The organism is Nocardia sp. NPDC004123, assembly GCF_053603795.1.
On the sequence record NZ_JBSGGG010000015.1, the window covers coordinates 209,183 to 228,642 of the forward strand.

Consider the following 19,460-nt stretch of genomic DNA (forward strand, 5'->3'; position numbering starts at 1 on the left):
TGAGGACGCCGCAGAGCCCGTTCGCGAGCGGAGCACCTCGAGTTCCGAATCCGAATAACCTCTACGGACGACCGGGCATCTGACGTCGGCGCCTACCGACGCGCTGTAATGGCTCCTATGCGGCGCATCTTTGGTCGGTTCCGCAGTCCTGGTTCAGCGGGGCTGATCTGGTGTCGGCCGACTTGCAAGCAGTAATGCCAACATGCCGATGCCGTCGATGGCTTAGCCTGAACGTGGTGCGGTCATTTGGCTGCTCAGTCGGTGATGTGGTCGAAGTCGATGAGCAGGTGTCGTGGGCCGCGGAAGATTTGGCTTCGCCGATACGGTGGCGGGTCGACGACCAGGCGGGGCGTGGCGACGCGGCGTAGGAAGGTTTCCAGCGCCAGGTTGACTTCCAGCCGTGCGAGCGGGCCGCCCAGGCAGGTGTGGATGCCGCTGCCCCAGCCGAAGTGTTCGTTGTCGGGGCGTTGGAGGTCGAAGCGGTTCGGGTTGGCGAAGCGGTTCGGGTCGCGGTTGGCGGCGGCGTAGACCAGGTGCACCGCCGCCCCTTTCGGGATGACGGTGCCGGCGATGTCGATATCGGCGGTGGCGCTGCGGCTGGGGAAGAACTGCACCGCCGCCTGCAGCCGCTGGACCTCTTCGATCGCGCGGGGGACCAGCTCCGGTCGGCTGCGGACCTGGTCGTAGGACCCGGGGTTGCGCAGCAGCGTCATCACACAGTTGGTGATGGTATTGACCGTCGAGTCGTGACCGGCGATCAGCAGCAGCCTCGCATTGGACAGCACCTGCTGGGCCGGCATCGGGCCATCGGGGCCGTCGTCGTGAATCAGTTCGGACAACAATCCCGGTCCCGGCTTGCGTTGGAGCTGCTCGACCAGGCCGGCCAGATATCGCGTGAGTGCGTCACCGCTTGCGCGGGCCTTCTCGGCGCGAACCTTGCCCTGCTCGGTGGTCGCGTCCGGGCCCAGATCCGTGCCGGCCAACATGTCGTAGATCCAGGCATGGAACATGGGTTCGTCCGCGAACGGGACCCCGAGGATCTTGCAGATCACCATCACCGGCACCGGATAGGCGTAATCGTCGACCACATCCAGCCTGGTCGTGCCGCTGGCCTCGACGGCGTCGAGCAGCTGGTTGCACAACCGCACGATGTCGGGCTCCATGCCAGGGATGACATCGGGTGAATGCGGTGAGATGAAGTGGCGCATCACCTGCCGGCGCGCCCGATCGTGCTCGGGGGGATCGGAGACGATGATGCTCGGCCGGCGACCGTAGGCCTGCATGTCCTCGGCGCCGGGCTCCGAGTCGGCGCCTGACGTCAGGGCGGCTCCCAGCGGGCTGCGGCTGATATCGGAGCTGACCCGGGGGTCGTGCGCAAGCGTCAGTAGTTCCTGATACCCGGTCACCACGTACAGGTCGTCGGCCACCCGCGCCACGGGGGTCTGGCGCAGTTGGTCGAAAAATGGGTACGGGTCGGCGCGGTGTTCGTATTTCATCGCCTCCGCCCAGGCGCTCGCTGCAGTCATGCTGGCTCCCTTGGTCAGTGGAACTCGGCGCCTCGTGAGGTGGGGTCGTGACCGGTCAGCACCACATCGGGAAGCTCGGTCGGCACTCGTGGATCGGGGAAGCGGGCCGGCATCGGTGCCGGGTCGGGCGCTGGGTCATAGCCCGGCGGCGGTGGCGGGAACGGTGCCGAGCGCTCGATCATCGCCGCGTAGTACGGCAGCCACTTGCCATGGTTGAACGTCACCGCCCCGACGATGCGGCCGCGGTGGCCGTACGCCGCGGCGAAGCGATAGTCCTCGGGAGACCCCTGGGTGAACACGATCTCATCGCCGAACGAGCACACCCCCACACCCTTGATGTTCACCCCGAATTGGCCCGACCAGAACGAGGGCAGCGGCAAGTGCGGTCGCCGCTCGGTCTCCAGGTTGATCATGTTGTTCGCGGCGACCTGCGCCCCGCACACCGCGTTGTCCCAGTGCTCCATCGAGATGAACTGATACCCGTACAGCACGTGTGGCTGACGCGCGACATCCCCGGCCACGAAGATGTTGTCGGTCACCACCCCGTTGATGTCGAACGCGCGACAGCCCGCATCGCAGCCGACTCCCCAGAAACCGGCGGCCAGTCCGGCACCTGCCAGCCACTCGACGTTGCGGATCGACCCCAACGACGCCACCACCACATCGACATCGAGCGTGGTCCCATCCGAGAGCCGGGCCCGGCGCACATGCCCGCCGGCATCGCCGTCGAGGGCTTCCACCGACACGCCGGTGCGCAGGTCGACGCCGGCGCCGCGCTGCATCCGGGCGGCGATGTCGCCGATCACCCCGCCCAGCGGCCCCACCAGCGGCCCGCCTCCGCGCTCGGCGACGGTCACCGGCAACCCCAGCTCGCAGCACACCGATGCCATCTCCGAGCCGACAAACCCCGAGCCGACGACGAGAACCCGCTTCGGGCCTGCCCGCAGTGCCGCCTGCAGCCGGGCCGCGTCATCGCAGGTGCGCACCGTGAACACCCCCTGCAGGGCGCCCTCGGCCGGGTCGAACCACGGCCGTGCGCGAACGCCGGTGGCGATGAGCAGCCGGTCATAGGGCACCGTGTCTCCGGTGGCCAGCAAAACCTGTTTGCTCACTCGGTCCAAACCGGTCGCGGCCACACCCAGCCGCCATTGCGCGTCGATGTCCCGCATGCGGGGAAGCTTGGTGTGATCGGCGCGAACCCAGCCCTTCAGCACCTGCTTGGACAACGGCGGGCGGTCATACGGCTCGTGCGTCTCATCACCGATGAGGGTCAAAGGCCCACAGAAGCCCTTGTCCCGCAAAGCTTCCGCGGCACGAAGCCCGGCCAGCGACGCCCCCACGATCACGATCCGCCCCTCGGCGCGAAACATCCTGACCAGGTCAGCGGCCAATGACGCGGTGCTCATTCCACAGGCTCCGGCCCGTCGGGGGTATAGGTCTCCACCACGATCGCCTGCACCGGGCATGCCGCCGCCGCCCGCAACACCCGCTGACGCTGCGCGTCATCAGGGTTGGGGTCATAGGCCAGCGCCTCCTCACCCAGCATTTCGAGCACATCCGGCGCCAGCGGAACACACTGCGCATACCCCTGGCACCGATTCAGATCAACCACGATGCGCATACCCTCAGCTCCTCACCCGAACCATGTCCCGATGTGGCCACCCCTGCGGGCCGGAAACGCGCGCCCGCAAGGGCCGACGTGAACTCCCAGAAGACGATCATGCCCCGAAGTACCGGTGCCGGGCGGGCACCTCGCAAAGGATTCGTAGCACCCGATACAAAGGATTCGTAGACCTGACGTCGAGGATCCCGTCATTCGCCGGCGGTGCACGCTCATGCCAGCCGAAACGTCTGCGTCTGGCGCCACTTCCCGCGCGGTTCAAAGCCGCCAACCGCCGCGACTCGAAGATCAACAGCGCCGAGATGACCTCGGTCCGTTGACCTCGACGGAACGTCCGCAAGTGCCGCATGGCGCGCTGACCGAACCGGCCAGCGCACGGCGCTGGCGCAACGACTGAGCCCCACCCGGACACCGAATGGGGGCTCAGCAGAGTCTCTACCGGCAGCGATACGCTGCACTACCTACTTCTTCGCAGAGGCTAATCCGCTTCGGAACTCGACCCACTTGACATCGGACAGCGGCGGCGAGCCAACGATCACTCCGCCAAGGTTCGAACGGGTGAGGCGATCAATGAATATCACTGCTGCGCAACCATTTCCGACGTCCTGGCCCGCATCGAGGGCCGCCGTCTCCTGGCCGCGTCAAGTTCCGAAGCGGAATAACCTCTGGTCACGAGCGGAGTGGCCAGCGCCAGGTCGGAACATCTTTCCTTCAATCAGGAACAAGCAGGACACAATTGCCGTGATCGGCCGAGGCTAGGCGTCCTCGAGGACTTCTGCGAAGGCGATCACTACGCCACCGGTGGCGTGCTCGACCGTAGCAGCGACAAGGGGACCCGCCTCTGCGGCCGCGGCGCTGGCTGCCGCGTAGTCGGCGAAGTACAGGTCCAGCATTCGATACGCCGGGGTCGGGCTGCCGTCTTCCTTGGGCCAGACCTTCGACGTCTGCAGCCGAGTCAGGCCGGGGAGCTTGCGCGCCAGCGTGAGCTGCTCGGGATAAGCCGCCTCGAAGGCGTCCGGGTCGGTGGGGTTGGAATAGACAAAGCTGATCCTGGTGGGATTGCCTTGCTCCGTCATGGCTGACCTCTCGGTTGAATCTCCGGTTTGATACCAGCGAGCGCACCCGCTCACGGTTGTCGACAGTAATTGGAGGAATAGGTAGCGACCATGACCGCTCCGCCAGGAAATCTTGCCAATCGTCCAGCGGCGCACGCCGATTCGCTCGGATCGCCGCAGAAGCGTGCCAGCCCGCCGGCGCTCGAGGACGCCGCGCTGAGTCTCGACGCGGACAGTCGATCGGACGACTTGCTCTCAGAGCTGCTCCGGAGCGTCCGCCTGAGTGGAGAACGGATCGCCGCGTACGCTCCGCCGCCGACTTTCTCGATCGGCTTCGCCGATTTCGGCAGCCTGCACATCATCGAAGAGGGCGAACTCGAACTTCGGGTCGTCGGACACCCACACGTCGAGCACGTACGCCCCGGCGATGTCGTCCTGCTCCCCCGCGGCGACTCCCACCACCTCAGCAACGCAACCAAGCACACGCAGGCGATCGCGCACGCCGGCGCCGCCGAGAACGCCACCCCCGAGCCGGCCCGTTGGCTCTGCGGAACATTCAATATCGGCGCCCCGCAGGCGAGCCACCTGTTCGGGAGCCTGCCGTCCGTGATCATCCTCGGCGGCGCCGGCGCCCCAGCGCCCGAAGGGCTCGAAGTCGCCCGCCGGATGCTCGTAATCGAGATGCAATCACCCTCGCAAGGATCAGCGGTCATGATCTCCCGCATCCTCGATCTGATGTTCATCCAGATCATGCGCGCCTGGGCCGGCGGCAAGGACACCGAACCGACCTGGCTGACCGGTGCATTCGACCCGGAGCTCGGCAGGTCCTTGAGTGCCATCCACCGAGACCCCGGCCACGATTGGACAGTCGAGGAACTGGCCCGAGTGTCCAACCTTTCCCGGTCGGCGTTCGCTGCGCGGTTCACCGCTCGCGTCGGAACGCCGCCGGCCACCTATCTCGCGCACGTACGCCTGGACGCGGCCACCGACCTGCTCCGCGACACCTCCCTTTCGATCCCGCTCATCGCGGAGAGAGTCGGCTACTCATCGGAGGCAGCATTCAGCCGCGCGTTCAAAAACCGCTACAGCACGCCGCCGGCTCATTGGAGACGAGACATACGAAGTCGCTGACGGCCCACGACTGGCCGCGAAACCACCGAGCTTCACGAATCGGAAATCGCAGCAGGTGATGTCCTCGTCGGCGATGCCGGAGTATGGCAGCCGCCGCGCCAACATCCGCACATGCCCGCGAGTTCAGGCGGTCATCGCAAGGCCGGACAGCAAAACGACTGAGCCCCCCGGATACCCAGATGGGGCTCAGCAGAGTCTCTACCAGCAGCGATCGATCAGGCGGCCTACTTCTTCGCAGAGGCCGATCCGCTTCGGAACTCGACCCTCTTGACATCCACTATCTGCACATCGAACGCCCTGTTCAAAGCTCGACTCACGTTCCGAAGCCGAATAACTTGTGTACGCGACTCGCCGATCGGTCCCGAACCGCCGCCAGCACCGCATCGAGACCGCCCCTCGGGCCGCATCGCCTCGATCGCTTCAACGAACTCGAGTGCGGGCTCGATGAGCGAGTCTGCCAGGGACGTTCCGGATGAGACTTGCGTCCGGAGTCCCAACGGAATCAGCGCGTCTCGCAAACGATGGTGGGTCCGTACACGCGATGAGAGATCTGGACCGGAAACGTCGGTTCCGGGATGTCGATCTCGGAGAACAGTGCTGGGCGGCACCGAGTCTGGGCCGCCCGCCCGGTCGGCGCCGCGTACGCGACAGTCGCTGTTTCCCTCTTGGTGGGAGGAACGCCGCACCCTGGCAGGCCGGGCGGGTGGCTACTTCTTGATGAACTCGAGCAGGTCGGTGCTGAGCTGGTCCATATGGGTCAGGTGTAGTCCGTGGGAGGCGTTCTCGTACACCTTCAGCTCGCTGCCCGGAATGAGCTCGGCGGTCAGTTGCCCGCACAGGTTCAGCGGGTTGAAGGGATCGTCGGCGCCGTGCACGACCAGTGCGGGCACGTCGATGGCGCGCAGATCGTCGCGGTGGTCGGTCTCGGTGACGCTGTGGCTCAGATCCAGCATGGCATTGGTGGCCACCGCATTGGCGTCAGCCACTGTCCAATCGATCAGCTCCTGGGAGATGGTGTTCTCGGGCAGTCCAACGCCGAAGAAGGGTTCGGAGACGGCGCGGATCCAGCCAGGGATATCGCTGCGCCACATGGTGCGCAGGGCATCGAAGCTTTCGGGCTCCACGCCGAGCGGGTTGTCCTCGGTCTTCGTCATGTATGGCAGCGCTGAGGAGACCAGTGCGATGCGGGCGACCCGCTCGGAACCGTGACGTGCCAGATAGCGCACGATTTCGGCGGTGCCGGTGGAGTGCCCGACCAGGGTGACCTCGTGCAGGTCCAGTTGCTCCAGTACCGCCTGCAGATCGTCGGCGAGCGTGTCGAAATCGTATCCGCCCCAGGGCTGTTCGGAGCGGCCGTGGCCGCGGCGGTCGTAGGCGACAGTCCGCAGCCCTGCCTCGGCCAGACGGACCATCTCGTACTGCCACATGGCTGAGCTGAGCGACCAGCTGTGCAGGAAGACCACTGGAGTGCCTGTGCCCCAGTCCTTGTAGAAAAGGTTCACGTCTGCTGCGACGGTGAGGTACGGCATGGGAGGGCCTTCCTGCTGGAGCGGTGGATCTCGGTGATCCTGGGACGAGCCTGCAGGACCCCACTGTGAGAAGCGATTACGTGCGAGGTAATGAGGATGGCTACGACGGCCTGCAGCCCGAAAGTTGTCCGAACAAGCTGCCTACCTTGCCAGGCAGCTGCCCGTCGCGACATCGCCTTCCCCGATACCGACGACGATCTGGGTGATCCGCGGACGTGGATGCACCGAGTGGCGGCGATTCTGACCGATCCATTGCAGGGCAGCATCATTCGCGGACGACCCCGTCCCGATGCAGATGTGCACGAACGAATCTACCTCCCCACCCGAACGCAGACCATCGCGCGGATCCAACGCGCCCAGAACAGCGGCCGACTACCCGCTCTCGCTCCCGAAATTCTCGCCGACCCGCTCCGGCTGCTGCTCGCATGGGTACCCGATCACCGATCACGCTGACGCAGTCCTGTCGTCCGCACTTCGGATACTGCGGCCGGCTCCTCACGAAGAGTGAAAGAGACTCGGCCCAGGTGAGCATTGCTCCGCAGCCGTCCGTACCAAACCCCCTGTGCCGCCGAGCAAGGCCAGGCTGCCGGCCACATGAGATTCCGGTGGTAATCGCCGAACTTCGTTGGATTTCGGCGGGCCCGGAACCCGGTCAAGCGAACGCACTCAAATGCCGCATACCGCGCTGACCGAACCGGCCGGCGCGGGGCAGGCGACCTTCAGGTGGCGGTATCGATTCGAGGCCGACCGAACACACCGTTGCATGACGATGACCGTGCAGCGCTCCTTGCTCGGAGACCAACTTGGCTCCTCACAGCGGTCTGGTTGTTCTGATGCTGGTTGGGTGGAATCGGCAACGGTGTTGGGCTGCTGGTGGTTTCATGGGTTTCCGGACTGGTGAAGTTGCCGGGTTCCGTTGGCCGCGAGCACCTTCGCCTCCGAAGCACGGCTGGCGGAGAGGCAGTCGCGAGTTCGCATCCGCAGCAATTGACGGCAGTTGCAGTAATCGCCGAAGATCCAACGAAGTTCAGTATGGGTTCGACGGCGGTAATGAGGACGTGCCGCGACATGAGGCGCGGGTGTCGCGAATCAGCTATCGACAGGTGGAGGCGGCGGGTACGTCGAGCCGATGAACAAGAACGCCGCCGGACCCCTCTGCGATATGCGGGCAGACCTGACGGCGGTGCGTGGCTGGTCAGCTGCTCTTGATGAAGTCGAGCAGATCAGCGTTGAACTGGGCCGCGTGCGTTGCGTAGATCCCATGTCCCGCAGTCGGGTACTCCTTGTACACGCAGTCGGGGATGAGCTTCGCAGTCCGCCGACTGGATGCCTCGATCGGCACGGACTGGTCGGCTACGCCGTGGATGACCAGCGCGGGCACGGTGATTGCGGTGACGTCGGCTCGGTGATCGGTGTTGAACAGCTCCCGCCGCACAGCGCTGGTGGCGTAGGGCGAGGCAGACAGGCAGCGCCGAATCTCATTGTCCACCAGGGCAGGTGACACGTCCGCATTCATGTGGGTAGCGAAGTAGCCCTGCGCGCGGTCGGCGAACCACTTCGGGCGGTCGGTGGTCAGCTGGGCGATGTCGGCCTCGTTGATGGCGTCGGGCAGACCTTCGGGGTTGTCGTCGGTGAGGCGCAGGTAGGGCAGTGTCGCGGCGAGGAAGGCGACGCGGGAAACCCGGTCCTGACCGTGCCGAGTGAGGTAGCGAGACACCTCCCCGCCACCGGCGGAGTGTGCGACCAGGGTGATGTCGGTCAGGTCGAGAAGCTCGAGCAATCCGGCGAGATCATCGGCGCGCGTATTGATGTCGTATCCCGACGACGGGCGGTCGGAGCGACCGTGACCGCGCCGGTCGAGCATGATGCAGCGGAAGCCGTGATCGAGGAAGAACGGGACCTGGTATTCCCACATGTCGGCGTTGAGCACCCAGCTGGAGACGAAGACGATCGGTGTGCCGGTGCCGTAGTCCTCGTAAGCGAGCCGGGTTCCGTCGGTGGGGGTTTCGAAGTACGGCATCTGATTGTCCCGCTCTCTGTACCCATGATCTGGTACATCGTTGATATTGGTGACGGCCAGGGCGTGCTCAGCAAGGTGAGTTCTGACACGCCCCGTCACACCACCGGCCTGAAAGGCCAACGGATTTCGCGACATTCGGGGTAACTCGTCGGGTACGACCAGAATCGGGTTGCTCCCAACCGCCACCCATCCTCGACGGTGCGCGGCAGCGCCGGTGATCAAGGGCATGGCTGGTGCTCCCGAATGCGCGTGAAATCGGTTGAGGTGGTGGGTTATTGCGCCCAGGGCGGGCTGACGCGATCGCCTCCGGGGGCCTGGGCGTAGGCGCCGACGGGGAGGATGGCCACGGCCTCGAAGGGCTCGTCGCCGGGGACCGAGACCTTGAAAACGGTGTTCGCCGGGATCACCAACGCGTCGCCGGCGTGGAAATCGTATGTCTCGCCGTCCATCTCGACGCGGGCAGTTCCGGCGAGCGCGACGAAGATCTCCTCGCGGGACACGGTGTGCGCGTGACCGGGGTTGCCGGGGTGCATGGTGAAGCGCCAGACGCTGTTCTCCTCGGAGCCACGGCTGGGTGCGGCCAGACCCGTCGCGGTGATGAGGGGAGCTTCGAAGGTGGGGGCGTCGGCGGATTTGATGAGTGGCATGATGCCTCCTACATGTTCAACCAAGGTGTTCAACTACAGTTGAATATATGTCTTCGCGAAAGGAGCGTCAACACATGGATTTCGGCGTACTACTGGGCCAGGCCTATCAGTCGTTCGTGCAGCAACTGCACGCCCACCTCGCCGAGCACGGTCATGTGGTCCTCGGCGCGTCCTACGGGTACGTCCTGCGCGCGCTCACCGACTCCCCCTGCACCGCAAGCCAACTGGGTGAACAGCTCGGAATCACCGCCCAGGGCGCGGCCAAGGTCGTCGACGAGATGGTCCGGCACGGGTATGTGGAGCGCCGCCCCGACCCGGCCGACAAGCGCGCCAAACGGCTGCACCTCTCCCCGCGCGGGGATGACATGCTTCGCATCGTCCGCGAGTTCCACGCCGACTACGAGCGTCGGCTCGCCGGACGCATCGGCGCCGAACAGGTGGCCACCGCCCGCACCGTGCTCGGCGAAATCATGAACGAAGCACTGGATTTCGAGCGGGCCAAGACCTTCCGCCCGCTGTGACCGCGTCGTCGAAGTTGGGGCCATTTTGGGGCCACACCGAGGCTGCGTAGGTTAAGGGGTGACCGCACCGGGACCCCAACCGCCTGGGTTTGGATTCCCAGGCGGTAACAGCGGCTGCGGCCAATCGAGCCCCGATCAGCCGGCACGCTTCGCGGTCAGAAGACCGCGAGCACGCAGGCACCGACGAATACGGCCTGCACCAGTGAGCGGACCGGCAACGGCATCGTATGAATCCCTTCGCCTGTCCGCGCGGCACGCACGTTGGCGGGGAACATCACGACCAGCAGCACCGCCAGGGCGATCGCGGCCACCGGCGCGAAGTACGGAATCAAAAGGCCTACCGCACCGCCGATTTCGAGTAATCCAGTCAATGACACCATGGCTGCTGCATCGCGGAACAGCGGAGGAACCATGGCGATCAGAGCGCGGCGACGCGGCTGCAGGAAGTGGGCACTGGCACTGAGAAGGAACATGGCGGCGAGGCCGATTCTTGCAGCATGCGGCCACGAGTCAAGCCAGTCCGCGAAGCCCAGCCAGCCGACGGTCCGAGTCACGATTGCGACGATGACGAATGTAATGATCGGCGCCATTGGGAGCTCCTGAAGCTGGTCGAGACGCTAACTTGACAGTGGCTAGATTAGGAAGGGTGGCCAAACTTGTCAACGGCAAGATTGTGATCGATCATCGAGGCATGCCCAGGAGCGCCTACCATCACGGAGATCTGAAGGCCACGCTGCTCAAGGCCGCTGCCGAACAGGTAGCGGCCGAAGGGGTCGACTCGATTTCACTGCGGGCCCTGGCTCAGCGTGCAGGAGTCTCCCATGCAGCCCCAGCTCATCATTTCGGCAACCGCCAGGGCTTGTTCACCGAACTCGCTATCGAGGGCTACGGCTTGCTCGAGCATGAACTTCACTCCGCCGCAGGCGATTTCCGAGAGATGGCAGTCGCCTACATCCGCTTCGCACGCAGCCACCCCGGTCATTTCGATGTCATGTTCCGTCGCGAGCTACTCGACATGGATGACGAACGCCTGATCGCCGCCAATGAGGGTTCGGGCCGTGAATTGCGCACCGGCGTAGCCGAACTGGACACCCCCGTGGCCGACATGAAGGCAGCGCAGCTCGCCGCCTGGTCTCTGGTTCACGGCTTCGCCGCACTATGGCATGCCGGCACGCTCGCCCACTCCGAACTCGGCGGCGAGGACCCGGAAGAACTGGCCCGCTACATGATCACAGCTGTCGAGCTCAGGTAGAGCCAGCTCGCCCCCAAGATCCCGGCTGCGAGCGTTAACGACCCCGGCAGTGGCGGCGATCCAGTTGTCGATCTTGATGTTTTCGAAGTACAGGGGAAACGCACAGTGAGAGTAGCTATTTCGACGGTCGTGCTGATCGCGGCGGTGCTGAGTGTCAGCGGCTGCCAGGAAAGCTCGAAGGCCGCCGGATCGCTCACGACGACCGCGGGTGTCACCCAGCCCGCCGTCGGCAGCGCCGCGCCGACCACCGAACCGGCTGGTCAGGTGCAGCCGGGCGGCGAGAGCCCCATCACTCAGGAAACCACGACCCAGAAGGCTCCGGTGGCGGATTCGGGTGCGACGGCATGCGACAGCGTGACCCCCGCGATCCTGCAACAGACGGCTGTGAACTCTCATGCCTCGACCGGTCCGCTCGAGTTCAAACAGCCGCAGTGCGTCCAGGGCTGGGCGATGGCGTGGTCGAAACAGACCACTGCCAACCCCCAGCCCTCGGGATACCTGTTCCGAGCGACGTCGACGGGAACCTGGCGCTACATCACTGTCGGCAGTGCGATCGACTGCACGACCTTCGGAGTCCCGCATGACGTGGCGGTGCAGTTGAAGGGGTGCCGATCGTAGGCAGCCGCTCTCGCCGATCCGCGGATGCGGCGGGTCGGCGCGGGCACCCTGCGACTGCAACGAGTTCTATTGCAGCGGATATGCATCGGCGGGAAGGGAGTTTGATCATGCAAAGCAGGAACCTTCGGATGGTGGGCCTCATCGCCGTGTCTGTGGTCGCGGTGGCAGGGTGCGGCTCGGTCACGGTGCAATCCGGCCAGACGGGAGGCCCGCAGCCCACCACGACGGACCACGGGCCCTCGGCGCCGACAGGCGGCGGAAACGACCGGTCCGCGCCGACGACCGAACCATCCAGTGGGGCAGCGGATATCGCCGAATGCCGCACCGATCAGCTGAGCGTGAAAATCGGCGGCAAGGGCGGCGCGGCCGCCATGCACTCCTACTTCGCGCTCGTGTTCACCAACACCAGCTCCACGCCGTGCACCATGCAGGGCTACCCGGGCGTCTCCTTCACCGACGGTCCCGACGGCGACCCGATCGGCAAACCCGCCGACCGCGACCACAGCAGCACCGCCGCCCCCGTCGCTGTCGTGCGACTGGACCCCGGCACTCAGGCCTCGGCCAAGGTCACTTCGCTCAACGGGCAGGGCGCCTACTCGACCGCCGACTGCAAACCGGTCCCCGAAAAGGGCCTGCGAATCTACCCGCCCGACAACAAACCGTCCTTCTTCCTCGACCTGCCGGGAACCACCTGCAGCCAACCCCTGAACACGCTCACCGTCCAGGCCGTCCAAACCGGCGTGGCGAACTGGTAACCCTCCCCGAGCATTCACGAATGGGTGGGCGGTGAGCTGCTCGCATCGGACATGAAATCGCTTGTCACGGACACGATTCTCCGGTGAAGATCGGCGACATCGACGACTGGACGTCATGCCCAGGATGCGGTTTGTCGATGCCGACCGAAACCGGAGCCCTACCCACACCACAGGTGAAGGCATCCCTGGCATGCTGGCCGGTCTACAACGAGGTCACCGGATTCGCCCTCAACGACACGCCGCTGGGTCGCCTGCATCAGCTCACCGTCGACACATGCGGCGCTCAGCACACCCGCGAGGACGACACCGATCCCCGACCGATCCGGCGCGCCTTCTCCCTCGTCGGGCTCTACCTCGCCCTCGAACAAGGACGCAGCAGCGACGAAGTCCGCGCCGCCCACGGCGCCATGGGCAAACCCGACCTCAGCTGGCCCTCCTTCCCCGCACCCACCCGCCCCTGGGACATGACCGTCCGACGTCGCCGAACGCGGCCTGATGCACGATTCCATCGACGGCCACGCCGACGCCATCCAGGACTGGGCCCAATCTGTCTGGGCCACATGGCATCACCAACATGACGTTGTCGCTGAACTCACCCGGCAACACCTACCCCAATTCCTGTCCGGCGTACCCATCCCCACCCGCCAGCGACACACCCGAACAAAGACACTGCCGCCGGTCGGTACGTGCCCGGTTTGGTCGATGATTTCGATGGTGGCCGAGCGTTTGTGTGGATCCATGCCGATGATGACGGTCATCGCCTTGCCCTCCGAGGCTGGTTCGTGGCGTGCGTGCACGGGGAGGGCACCGCTTCTTCGAGCCAGGGCATGCCCCCCTTTCAGCCACTCCCGCACGGTGTCCCGGCGGGACGGCAAGCCATGAGTGAGCCACACCGATCCAGCTGGCGGGCAGCCGCATAGGAGAGCATCCCGCCGGGCACCTGGACCGAGTCCTGGCCGGGACCCGACCCTGCCCACCATTTTCCAAGAAGCCGCATACCGCGCGGACCGAACTGGCCAGCGCACGGTGCAGGCGAAAACGACAGAGCCCCCACCCGGATCACCGAATGAGGGCTCAGCACAATCTCTACCAGCAGCGATACACCCGCTGCCCTAATTCTTCGCAGAGGTTCAGACGTTGAATCTGAATTCGACGACGTCGCCGTCGGCCATGACGTAGTCCTTGCCTTCCATGCGGACCTTGCCGGCGGACTTGGCGGCGGCCATGGAGCCGGCCTCGACGAGGTCGGTGAAGGCGACGATCTCGGCCTTGATGAAGCCGCGTTCGAAGTCGGTGTGGATGACGCCGGCGGCCTTGGGGGCGGTGTCGCCCTGGTGGATGGTCCAGGCGCGGGCTTCCTTGGGACCGGCGGTGAGGTAGGTCTGCAGGCCCAGGGTGTGGAAGCCGGCGCGGGCCAGGGCGTGCAGGCCCGGCTCGGTCTGGCCGATGGACTCCAGCAGTTCGAGGGCGGATTCCTCGTCCAGCTCGAGCAGCTCGGCCTCGACCTTGGCGTCCAGGAACACCGCGTCGGCGGGGGCGACGGCGGCCTTCAGCTCGGCCTTCTTGTCCTCGTCGGTGAGGATCGACTCGTCGGCGTTGAAGACATAGAGGAACGGCTTGATGGTGAGCAGCGAGAGTTCCTTCAGCAGCTCGGTGTCCAGCTGGTCGCGCGCGGCAAACAGGGTCTTGCCGCTGTTGAGGATCTCCTGCGCCTGCTTGGCGGTGTCGGCGACCGGCTTGCGGTCCTTCTTGACCTTGGCTTCCTTGTCGAGACGGACCACGGCCTTCTCGAGGGTCTGCAGGTCGGCCAGGATGAGCTCGGTCTCGATCACCTCGATGTCGGACAGCGGGTCCACCTTGCCGTCGACGTGGATCACGTCGTCGTCGGCGAAGACGCGCACCACCTGGCAGATGGCATCGGCCTCACGGATATTGGCGAGGAACTTGTTGCCCAGGCCCGCACCCTCGGAGGCGCCCTTCACGATGCCCGCGATATCGACGAACGACACCACCGCGGGGACGAGGCGCTCGGAGCCGAAGATGCCGGCCAGCGTGTTCAACCTCGGGTCCGGCAGCGGCACCACACCGACATTCGGCTCGATGGTGGCGAACGGGTAGTTCGCGGCCAGCACGTCATTGCGCGTCAGAGCGTTGAACAACGTCGACTTTCCGACGTTGGGCAGGCCGACGATTCCGAGGGTGAGACTCACGAGAGTGGGAGTCTACCCGGACCGGCGGCCCGCTCCGTCACCGCAGGTCCGGGGCCGGCTCGTCAGGCCCGCGGGTTGCGGCCGAGGTAGGCCAGCAGTTCGTCGGCCACCGGGGTGCCGGTGGCGGGCAGTTCGGTGACGACGGGCGCGAAGACGCCGTAGTCGCGCAGCGGCTCGACGAGGCCGCGGGCGGCGGTGAGCAGGTGCCCGGCCAGTTCGTCGGTGAGCGGCGAGGGCTGCCCGGTGCCGATGGCGATGTCCCAGGCGTGCACCGCGGCGTCGAGCGCGCACATGACCGCGGCTACCGGGGTGGGGAGCTCGCCGTGCGGGAGCGGGGTGGGCACGGTCTCGGTGCCGTCGGTGACGGTGGCCCAGGCGATGGCGGTGGGTTCGATTGCGGCGGAGACCAATTCGACCGCGCTACCGTCGATGTGGCCGGAGGGCTCGAACGGGTTGCCGGCCGGGCCGGCACCGATGCCGAGGAACTTGGCGTAGGCCAGCTGATCACCGGCCGCGTGCTGAACCACCTGCGTCACAGTCCATTCCGAGCACGGGGTGGGGTTGTCCCACTGGTCCGCGCCCACACCGGCCACGACCTCGGCGAGCGCGCGGTGCGACGCCGCGAGGACCTCGCGCCAGGCCGGGGCGAGGACGGTGGCGGGCGAGTTGCCGGTCTGCGGGTTGGCGCTCATTGTTCTTGCCTCTCAGGTCGTTTCGATCCGTTGAGACAAAGGTATGACCCGATTAGGCTGGTTTTCTTCCTAATCATCTGGCCGGACGAAGGGGTTTCATGTGACCTCCACCACAACCCGTTTGCTGCGCCTGCTGTCCCTGCTCCAGGAGCGCACCCTCACCGGCCGTGAACTGGCCGAACGACTCTCCGTGACCGACCGCACCCTCCGCCAGGACATCGCGCGCCTGCGCGAACTCGGCTATCCGGTGCACGCCGCCCGCGGCCCGGTCGGCGGCTACCGCCTCGGCCAGGGCGCCACCATGCCCCCGCTGCTGCTCGACGACGACGAGGCCGTCGCCGTGGCCGTCGCCATGAATGTGGCCGCCGACGGCAGCACCGGCATCGCCGACATCCACGCCAATCTCGAACGCGCCCAGGCGAAAATGGACCGGATCCTCCCGAAACGCCTGCAACGCAAGGTCACCGCACTGCGTTCCGTCACCGACATCGGCCCCGCCGTCACCGGCTCCCGGGAACCCGAAGCCCCCGTCTCCGCCGAAACCCTCGCCACCCTCGCCACCGCCATCCGCGCCAGCACCACCCTGCGCGCCGACGCCACCGAACTCGAGCCCTACCGGTTGATCAGCTGGCAACGCCGCTGGTACCTGGTCGCCTACAGTCTCGAATCCCACTCCTGGCAAGCACTCCCGGTGGCGTCGATCACCAAAATCCTCGTCGGCACACGCCATTTCGCCCCACGCCCACTCCCCGACTCCGACCTCGTCGCCTTCGTTCTGCGCGAAATAGCCTCCACCGGTTGGCAAGTCCACGCCCGCGTCACCGTCCTGGCCCCCGCCGAAACCGTCATAGCCCGCATCAACCCCACAGTCGGCGTCGTCGAACCCCTCGACGACACCTCCTGCCTCCTGCTGACCGGAGCCGACCGCCTGGAAACCATCGCCATCTACCTCAGCATGCTGATGATGGATTTCCGCGTCACCGACCCACCCGAACTCGTCACCCACATCCGCACCCTCGCCCACCGCTACGCGGCCGCCACCCCGTGATCGCGGACAGGACTCTGTAACTATCGCTTCGCGATGAGATCGTGCGGCGAGCTAGGACGGTGGTTCGGTGACGAAAACGACTGGCTGGCCGGTAATCCGCGCGATGGACCTGAAGTCGCGATCGTCGCACAGCATCGTGAGCCGATGATGCTCGGCAGTCGCGGCGATGAGCAGATCGACCGGTCCTGCCGACCGATGGATTCCCTGCTCGGTCATCAGCTGTTGAACGGTTTCAGCACGCTCGTATACGCGATCCGGCATGGCTACCCAACCGAACAAGTCCCGGAGCAGGCGTTGCTTCTCGAGCCTGTCCGCCAATGAGCGTGCCGAGTAGAGAAACTCGAGTTCGACAGCCGGACAGGTTGCGATGACGCCCGCCGTCAGCTGATCCATCCATGCTTGACGGAGCTTGTCCTGCAGGATTCGGAAGAGGCCCGATGTATCGATGAGATAGAGGGCAGGGGTCACTTGCGGTAGGCCGCCTTGTTGTCGAGGAACTCGTCGAAGTCACCGCGATCGGCCATCTCTCCGAGCCTGGCGAGGGCTCGGATACGAACCAGCCGCTGTCCGACCTCGCGGAGCGCAGCGTTGACCGTATCTTTCTTGGTCTTGGTACCCAGGACCTCGGCAGCGATGGCTAGAGCTTCCTCATCGATCTCGATCGGGGTCTTCGAACCGGCCATGAGACGCCTCCAGACATCCAGGAACTCCACTTCGGATATCCGAGACTACCAGCATTGGTGGCACTACTGGGTGCCGGCAGGTTCGGGCAGGACCGTGACGTGGCGGACGGTTCCGGACACTCCTGGCAGCTCGACGGGTGCGGTCCAGGTGCGGAATCCGTCGTGGCTGTCGCTGTAGAAGTACTTCTTCTCGGTGTAGGCGTCGAAGTAGATCCGGTGCCCTCCGTCGGGTAGTTCGATCACACAGTGACCCTCCCGCGGTGCACCCCAACCGGCCCAGTCGCCGGTGCCGATGAACCGGTACGGCCCCAGCGGCGTAGTCGCGACCGCAAGCTCGATGTACTTGCTCGATTCGTTCTTCGTGAAGGCGTAATAGTTGCCGTCGCGCGCCACGACGGCAGTGTCGATGTAGCCGAGGTGCCCCGGCCGCTGCGGCCCGATCCCCGCGAGCGGAATCGGCGGGCTCCACACCGGCCGCGCCGGATCGGCCGTGACGATCAGATAGGGCCGGAAGCCGTACCCCTGCGAGATGGAGACGAGCACTCCGACATATCCGGGAATGAGGTCGAACCATGTGGGCGCCCAGGCAGCTTCGGCTCCCGGCACCGGGACCGGGTAATCCGACAGGTGAGTCCAGGTGAGCCGGTCGGTGCTCCGGGCGAATCCAATGGTGTGGCCGTCTCCGGCAGTGGTGTACGCGATGTAGTACGCCTCGTCGGAATGCCGGAGCAAACTGGGATCCCGCACCAGCCCGGCCGCCGGGCGGTAGGCGCCGGCCCGCAACAACGTGAAGTTCGCCGCGTCCTCGGATTCATAGACATACAGGTCGGTATCGCTGCTATTGGTGAACGCGGTCATCGTGTACCGCGTGGTCGCCGCCGCCCGTGCGATCGCGGTTCGCCCGCCGAGCCCAGCCCCAACCGACAGCACGGCCATCGAAGCCAATACCGACCGACGATTCCACCGGATCGCTCTCATCCGCAGCATTATTCAGCGCCCGGTAGCTGACCCGTAGCCGCCGCGCCGAGCCACCTACACCACCACCCGGTTCGCAGTGTCGAACGCTGTCTCCATGCGGATTGGAGGCCGTCGCCGCACTACTGCTCAGCGACGCCGGAGTACCGGCGACCCGGCTCTCTGAGCCGAGTCGTTAGCCTCGGTCGGTCCGCCGCGGCCCGGCACGGACGAAACCAGTTGGCGGCCTTGATCGTCGGTTCAGGCGAGCTGATCGAGGATGGCCGCCAGCTCGCGAGCCCGGAACATGACACCGGCATGCCCGGCCTCGAGGCTGTGCACATCGAAGGGATTGTCCGGGGTGAGGCGGTCGGCGTCGTCGATCATTTTCGCGGCCAGCGCCGCGGAGATGACATTGTCCCGGGTGAGACGTATGTAGCTGTGGGGAATTCGTCCCCAGGTGTGGGCCTCGACCCGGGCGTCGGCGAAATTGGTTTGTGCCCCGTCCTCGGGCTGCATTCCGAAGTTGAGTACCAGGAGCATCTGCTCGAGCGTGGCCTCGGGCATATTGGTCACCCGGAAATCCTCGAGCGCTTCGGGATCGGCCGAACGCAGGTTGAATCGGATGAGGCCGCGGGATACCGGCTCCATTCCCAGAAAGAGCGAATGGTCCGGATTCGGGATCGGGACGTCCTTCAAGGCTTCGGGAGTCTGGCTCAGCGCCATGGCGCTGGGCGCGTCCGGGGTGGACGGGCAGAAGGCGGACAGGTAGACGATGCGGTGAATGGCTTCGGGTATGGCATTGCCGACCAGACCGATCGTGATGCCGCCGAGGCTGTGGCCGACCAGGATCACCGGGCCGTGCCGCCGCACCTGCCGCACCGCGTCGATGACGTGGGTGACATTGTCCTGCACGGTGATTGCGGCCATCGGCGACGGCGCGGTGGTGAATGCGGCAATGTCCTGCGCCTGATACGACAGCGGTATCGAGGCGTCGAGCCCGTGGCCGGGCAGATCCACGGGCAGGCTGCGGTGTCCGAGCAATGCCAGTTCGCGCACCACAGGCGTCCAGAAGAAACTGTTGCTCGTCAAGCCGTGGACGAACACGAATGTCGGAGCGGTGGTGGAGATTTCAGAGAATTGACCGTCAGGTTCGGGCACATTTCCCCCAGTGGTCGACAACGACGGATGCTGGGTT

The 19,460-nt window shown here is 65.7% G+C and carries 21 protein-coding genes; 7 read left to right on the forward strand and 14 right to left on the reverse strand.

Annotation, left to right across the window (positions count from 1 at the left end):
* Positions 1-254 precede the first annotated feature (254 nt).
* From ACWEQQ_RS23190 to ACWEQQ_RS23205, 4 genes are all read right to left on the reverse strand, one after another.
* The gene (locus tag ACWEQQ_RS23190) at positions 255-1,526 is read right to left on the reverse strand and encodes a cytochrome P450 (RefSeq protein WP_452349641.1); all 1,272 of its coding nucleotides are present in this window, start codon (positions 1,524-1,526) and stop codon (positions 255-257) included.
* A gap of 14 nt (positions 1,527-1,540) precedes the next feature.
* Positions 1,541-2,932 carry an NAD(P)/FAD-dependent oxidoreductase gene (locus ACWEQQ_RS23195; protein ID WP_452349642.1) on the reverse strand — a complete coding sequence of 464 codons (1,392 nt, stop codon included), beginning with the start codon at positions 2,930-2,932 and terminating at the stop codon, positions 1,541-1,543.
* The gene (locus ACWEQQ_RS23200; protein WP_379431132.1) at positions 2,929-3,147 is read right to left on the reverse strand and encodes a ferredoxin; all 219 of its coding nucleotides are present in this window, start codon (positions 3,145-3,147) and stop codon (positions 2,929-2,931) included. Before ACWEQQ_RS23200 ends, ACWEQQ_RS23195 begins: the two co-directional genes overlap by 4 nt.
* Before the next feature lie 755 nt (positions 3,148-3,902).
* Positions 3,903-4,223 carry an EthD family reductase gene (locus tag ACWEQQ_RS23205; RefSeq protein ID WP_356995807.1) on the reverse strand — a complete coding sequence of 107 codons (321 nt, stop codon included), beginning with the start codon at positions 4,221-4,223 and terminating at the stop codon, positions 3,903-3,905.
* A 90-nt stretch (positions 4,224-4,313) separates the two neighbouring features.
* On the opposite strand from ACWEQQ_RS23205, the gene ACWEQQ_RS23210 reads away from it, so the two are divergent.
* Entirely contained in the window at positions 4,314-5,333 is a 1,020-nt protein-coding gene (locus ACWEQQ_RS23210; protein ID WP_452349643.1) for a cupin domain-containing protein, read from the forward strand.
* A gap of 707 nt (positions 5,334-6,040) precedes the next feature.
* Here ACWEQQ_RS23210 and ACWEQQ_RS23215 read toward each other — a convergent pair.
* The 3 genes from ACWEQQ_RS23215 to ACWEQQ_RS23225 form a co-directional block, all read right to left on the reverse strand.
* Positions 6,041-6,862 carry an alpha/beta fold hydrolase gene (locus ACWEQQ_RS23215; RefSeq protein ID WP_452349644.1) on the reverse strand — a complete coding sequence of 274 codons (822 nt, stop codon included), beginning with the start codon at positions 6,860-6,862 and terminating at the stop codon, positions 6,041-6,043.
* A 1,195-nt stretch (positions 6,863-8,057) separates the two neighbouring features.
* Complete coding sequence (locus tag ACWEQQ_RS23220) at positions 8,058-8,882, reverse strand: alpha/beta fold hydrolase (protein WP_452349645.1); 825 nt, start codon at positions 8,880-8,882, stop codon at positions 8,058-8,060.
* 272 nt (positions 8,883-9,154) lie between these two features.
* On the reverse strand, positions 9,155-9,529 hold the full coding sequence (locus ACWEQQ_RS23225; RefSeq protein WP_452349646.1) for a cupin domain-containing protein: 375 nt from the start codon (positions 9,527-9,529) through the stop codon (positions 9,155-9,157).
* A 47-nt stretch (positions 9,530-9,576) separates the two neighbouring features.
* Between ACWEQQ_RS23225 and ACWEQQ_RS23230 the strand changes: the two genes are divergently transcribed.
* The gene (locus ACWEQQ_RS23230; protein ID WP_452349647.1) at positions 9,577-10,050 is read left to right on the forward strand and encodes a MarR family winged helix-turn-helix transcriptional regulator; all 474 of its coding nucleotides are present in this window, start codon (positions 9,577-9,579) and stop codon (positions 10,048-10,050) included.
* 155 nt (positions 10,051-10,205) lie between these two features.
* Here ACWEQQ_RS23230 and ACWEQQ_RS23235 read toward each other — a convergent pair whose 3' ends face one another.
* The gene (locus tag ACWEQQ_RS23235; protein ID WP_452349648.1) at positions 10,206-10,640 is read right to left on the reverse strand and encodes a DoxX family protein; all 435 of its coding nucleotides are present in this window, start codon (positions 10,638-10,640) and stop codon (positions 10,206-10,208) included.
* Between the two features lie 101 nt (positions 10,641-10,741).
* Between ACWEQQ_RS23235 and ACWEQQ_RS23240 the strand changes: the two genes are divergently transcribed.
* The 4 genes from ACWEQQ_RS23240 (at position 10,742) to ACWEQQ_RS23255 (ending at position 13,253) form a co-directional block, all read left to right on the forward strand.
* On the forward strand, positions 10,742-11,302 hold the full coding sequence (locus ACWEQQ_RS23240) for a TetR/AcrR family transcriptional regulator (protein ID WP_452349686.1): 561 nt from the start codon (positions 10,742-10,744) through the stop codon (positions 11,300-11,302).
* Positions 11,303-11,407: 105 nt separating this feature from the next.
* On the forward strand, positions 11,408-11,920 hold the full coding sequence (locus ACWEQQ_RS23245; protein ID WP_452349649.1) for a hypothetical protein: 513 nt from the start codon (positions 11,408-11,410) through the stop codon (positions 11,918-11,920).
* Between the two features lie 107 nt (positions 11,921-12,027).
* Entirely contained in the window at positions 12,028-12,675 is a 648-nt protein-coding gene (locus tag ACWEQQ_RS23250) for a DUF4232 domain-containing protein (protein WP_452349650.1), read from the forward strand.
* A gap of 83 nt (positions 12,676-12,758) precedes the next feature.
* Positions 12,759-13,253: a DUF5946 family protein gene (locus tag ACWEQQ_RS23255; RefSeq protein ID WP_452349651.1), complete on the forward strand. Its 495-nt coding sequence runs from the start codon at positions 12,759-12,761 to the stop codon at positions 13,251-13,253.
* A 552-nt stretch (positions 13,254-13,805) separates the two neighbouring features.
* On the opposite strand, the gene ychF is transcribed toward ACWEQQ_RS23255, so the two are convergent.
* Positions 13,806-14,885: a redox-regulated ATPase YchF gene (ychF, locus tag ACWEQQ_RS23260; protein WP_354833494.1), complete on the reverse strand. Its 1,080-nt coding sequence runs from the start codon at positions 14,883-14,885 to the stop codon at positions 13,806-13,808.
* Positions 14,886-14,947: 62 nt separating this feature from the next.
* The gene (locus ACWEQQ_RS23265; RefSeq protein WP_452349652.1) at positions 14,948-15,577 is read right to left on the reverse strand and encodes a TIGR03086 family metal-binding protein; all 630 of its coding nucleotides are present in this window, start codon (positions 15,575-15,577) and stop codon (positions 14,948-14,950) included.
* 100 nt (positions 15,578-15,677) lie between these two features.
* Between ACWEQQ_RS23265 and ACWEQQ_RS23270 the strand changes: the two genes are divergently transcribed.
* On the forward strand, positions 15,678-16,625 hold the full coding sequence (locus ACWEQQ_RS23270; RefSeq protein WP_452349653.1) for a helix-turn-helix transcriptional regulator: 948 nt from the start codon (positions 15,678-15,680) through the stop codon (positions 16,623-16,625).
* A 51-nt stretch (positions 16,626-16,676) separates the two neighbouring features.
* On the opposite strand, the gene ACWEQQ_RS23275 is transcribed toward ACWEQQ_RS23270, so the two are convergent.
* The 4 genes from ACWEQQ_RS23275 to ACWEQQ_RS23290 form a co-directional block, all read right to left on the reverse strand.
* A complete protein-coding gene (locus ACWEQQ_RS23275; protein ID WP_452349654.1) occupies positions 16,677-17,093 on the reverse strand; it encodes a PIN domain-containing protein in 417 nt (138 codons plus the stop codon).
* Positions 17,090-17,338: a type II toxin-antitoxin system VapB family antitoxin gene (locus ACWEQQ_RS23280; RefSeq protein WP_452349655.1), complete on the reverse strand. Its 249-nt coding sequence runs from the start codon at positions 17,336-17,338 to the stop codon at positions 17,090-17,092. Before ACWEQQ_RS23280 ends, ACWEQQ_RS23275 begins: the two co-directional genes overlap by 4 nt.
* Positions 17,339-17,371: 33 nt before the next feature.
* Positions 17,372-18,286, reverse strand: coding sequence for a family 43 glycosylhydrolase (locus tag ACWEQQ_RS23285; protein ID WP_452349656.1), 915 nt, complete (start codon positions 18,284-18,286; stop codon positions 17,372-17,374).
* A 237-nt stretch (positions 18,287-18,523) separates the two neighbouring features.
* Complete coding sequence (locus tag ACWEQQ_RS23290) at positions 18,524-19,423, reverse strand: alpha/beta hydrolase (RefSeq protein ID WP_452349657.1); 900 nt, start codon at positions 19,421-19,423, stop codon at positions 18,524-18,526.
* Between the last annotated feature and the right edge of the window lie 37 nt (positions 19,424-19,460).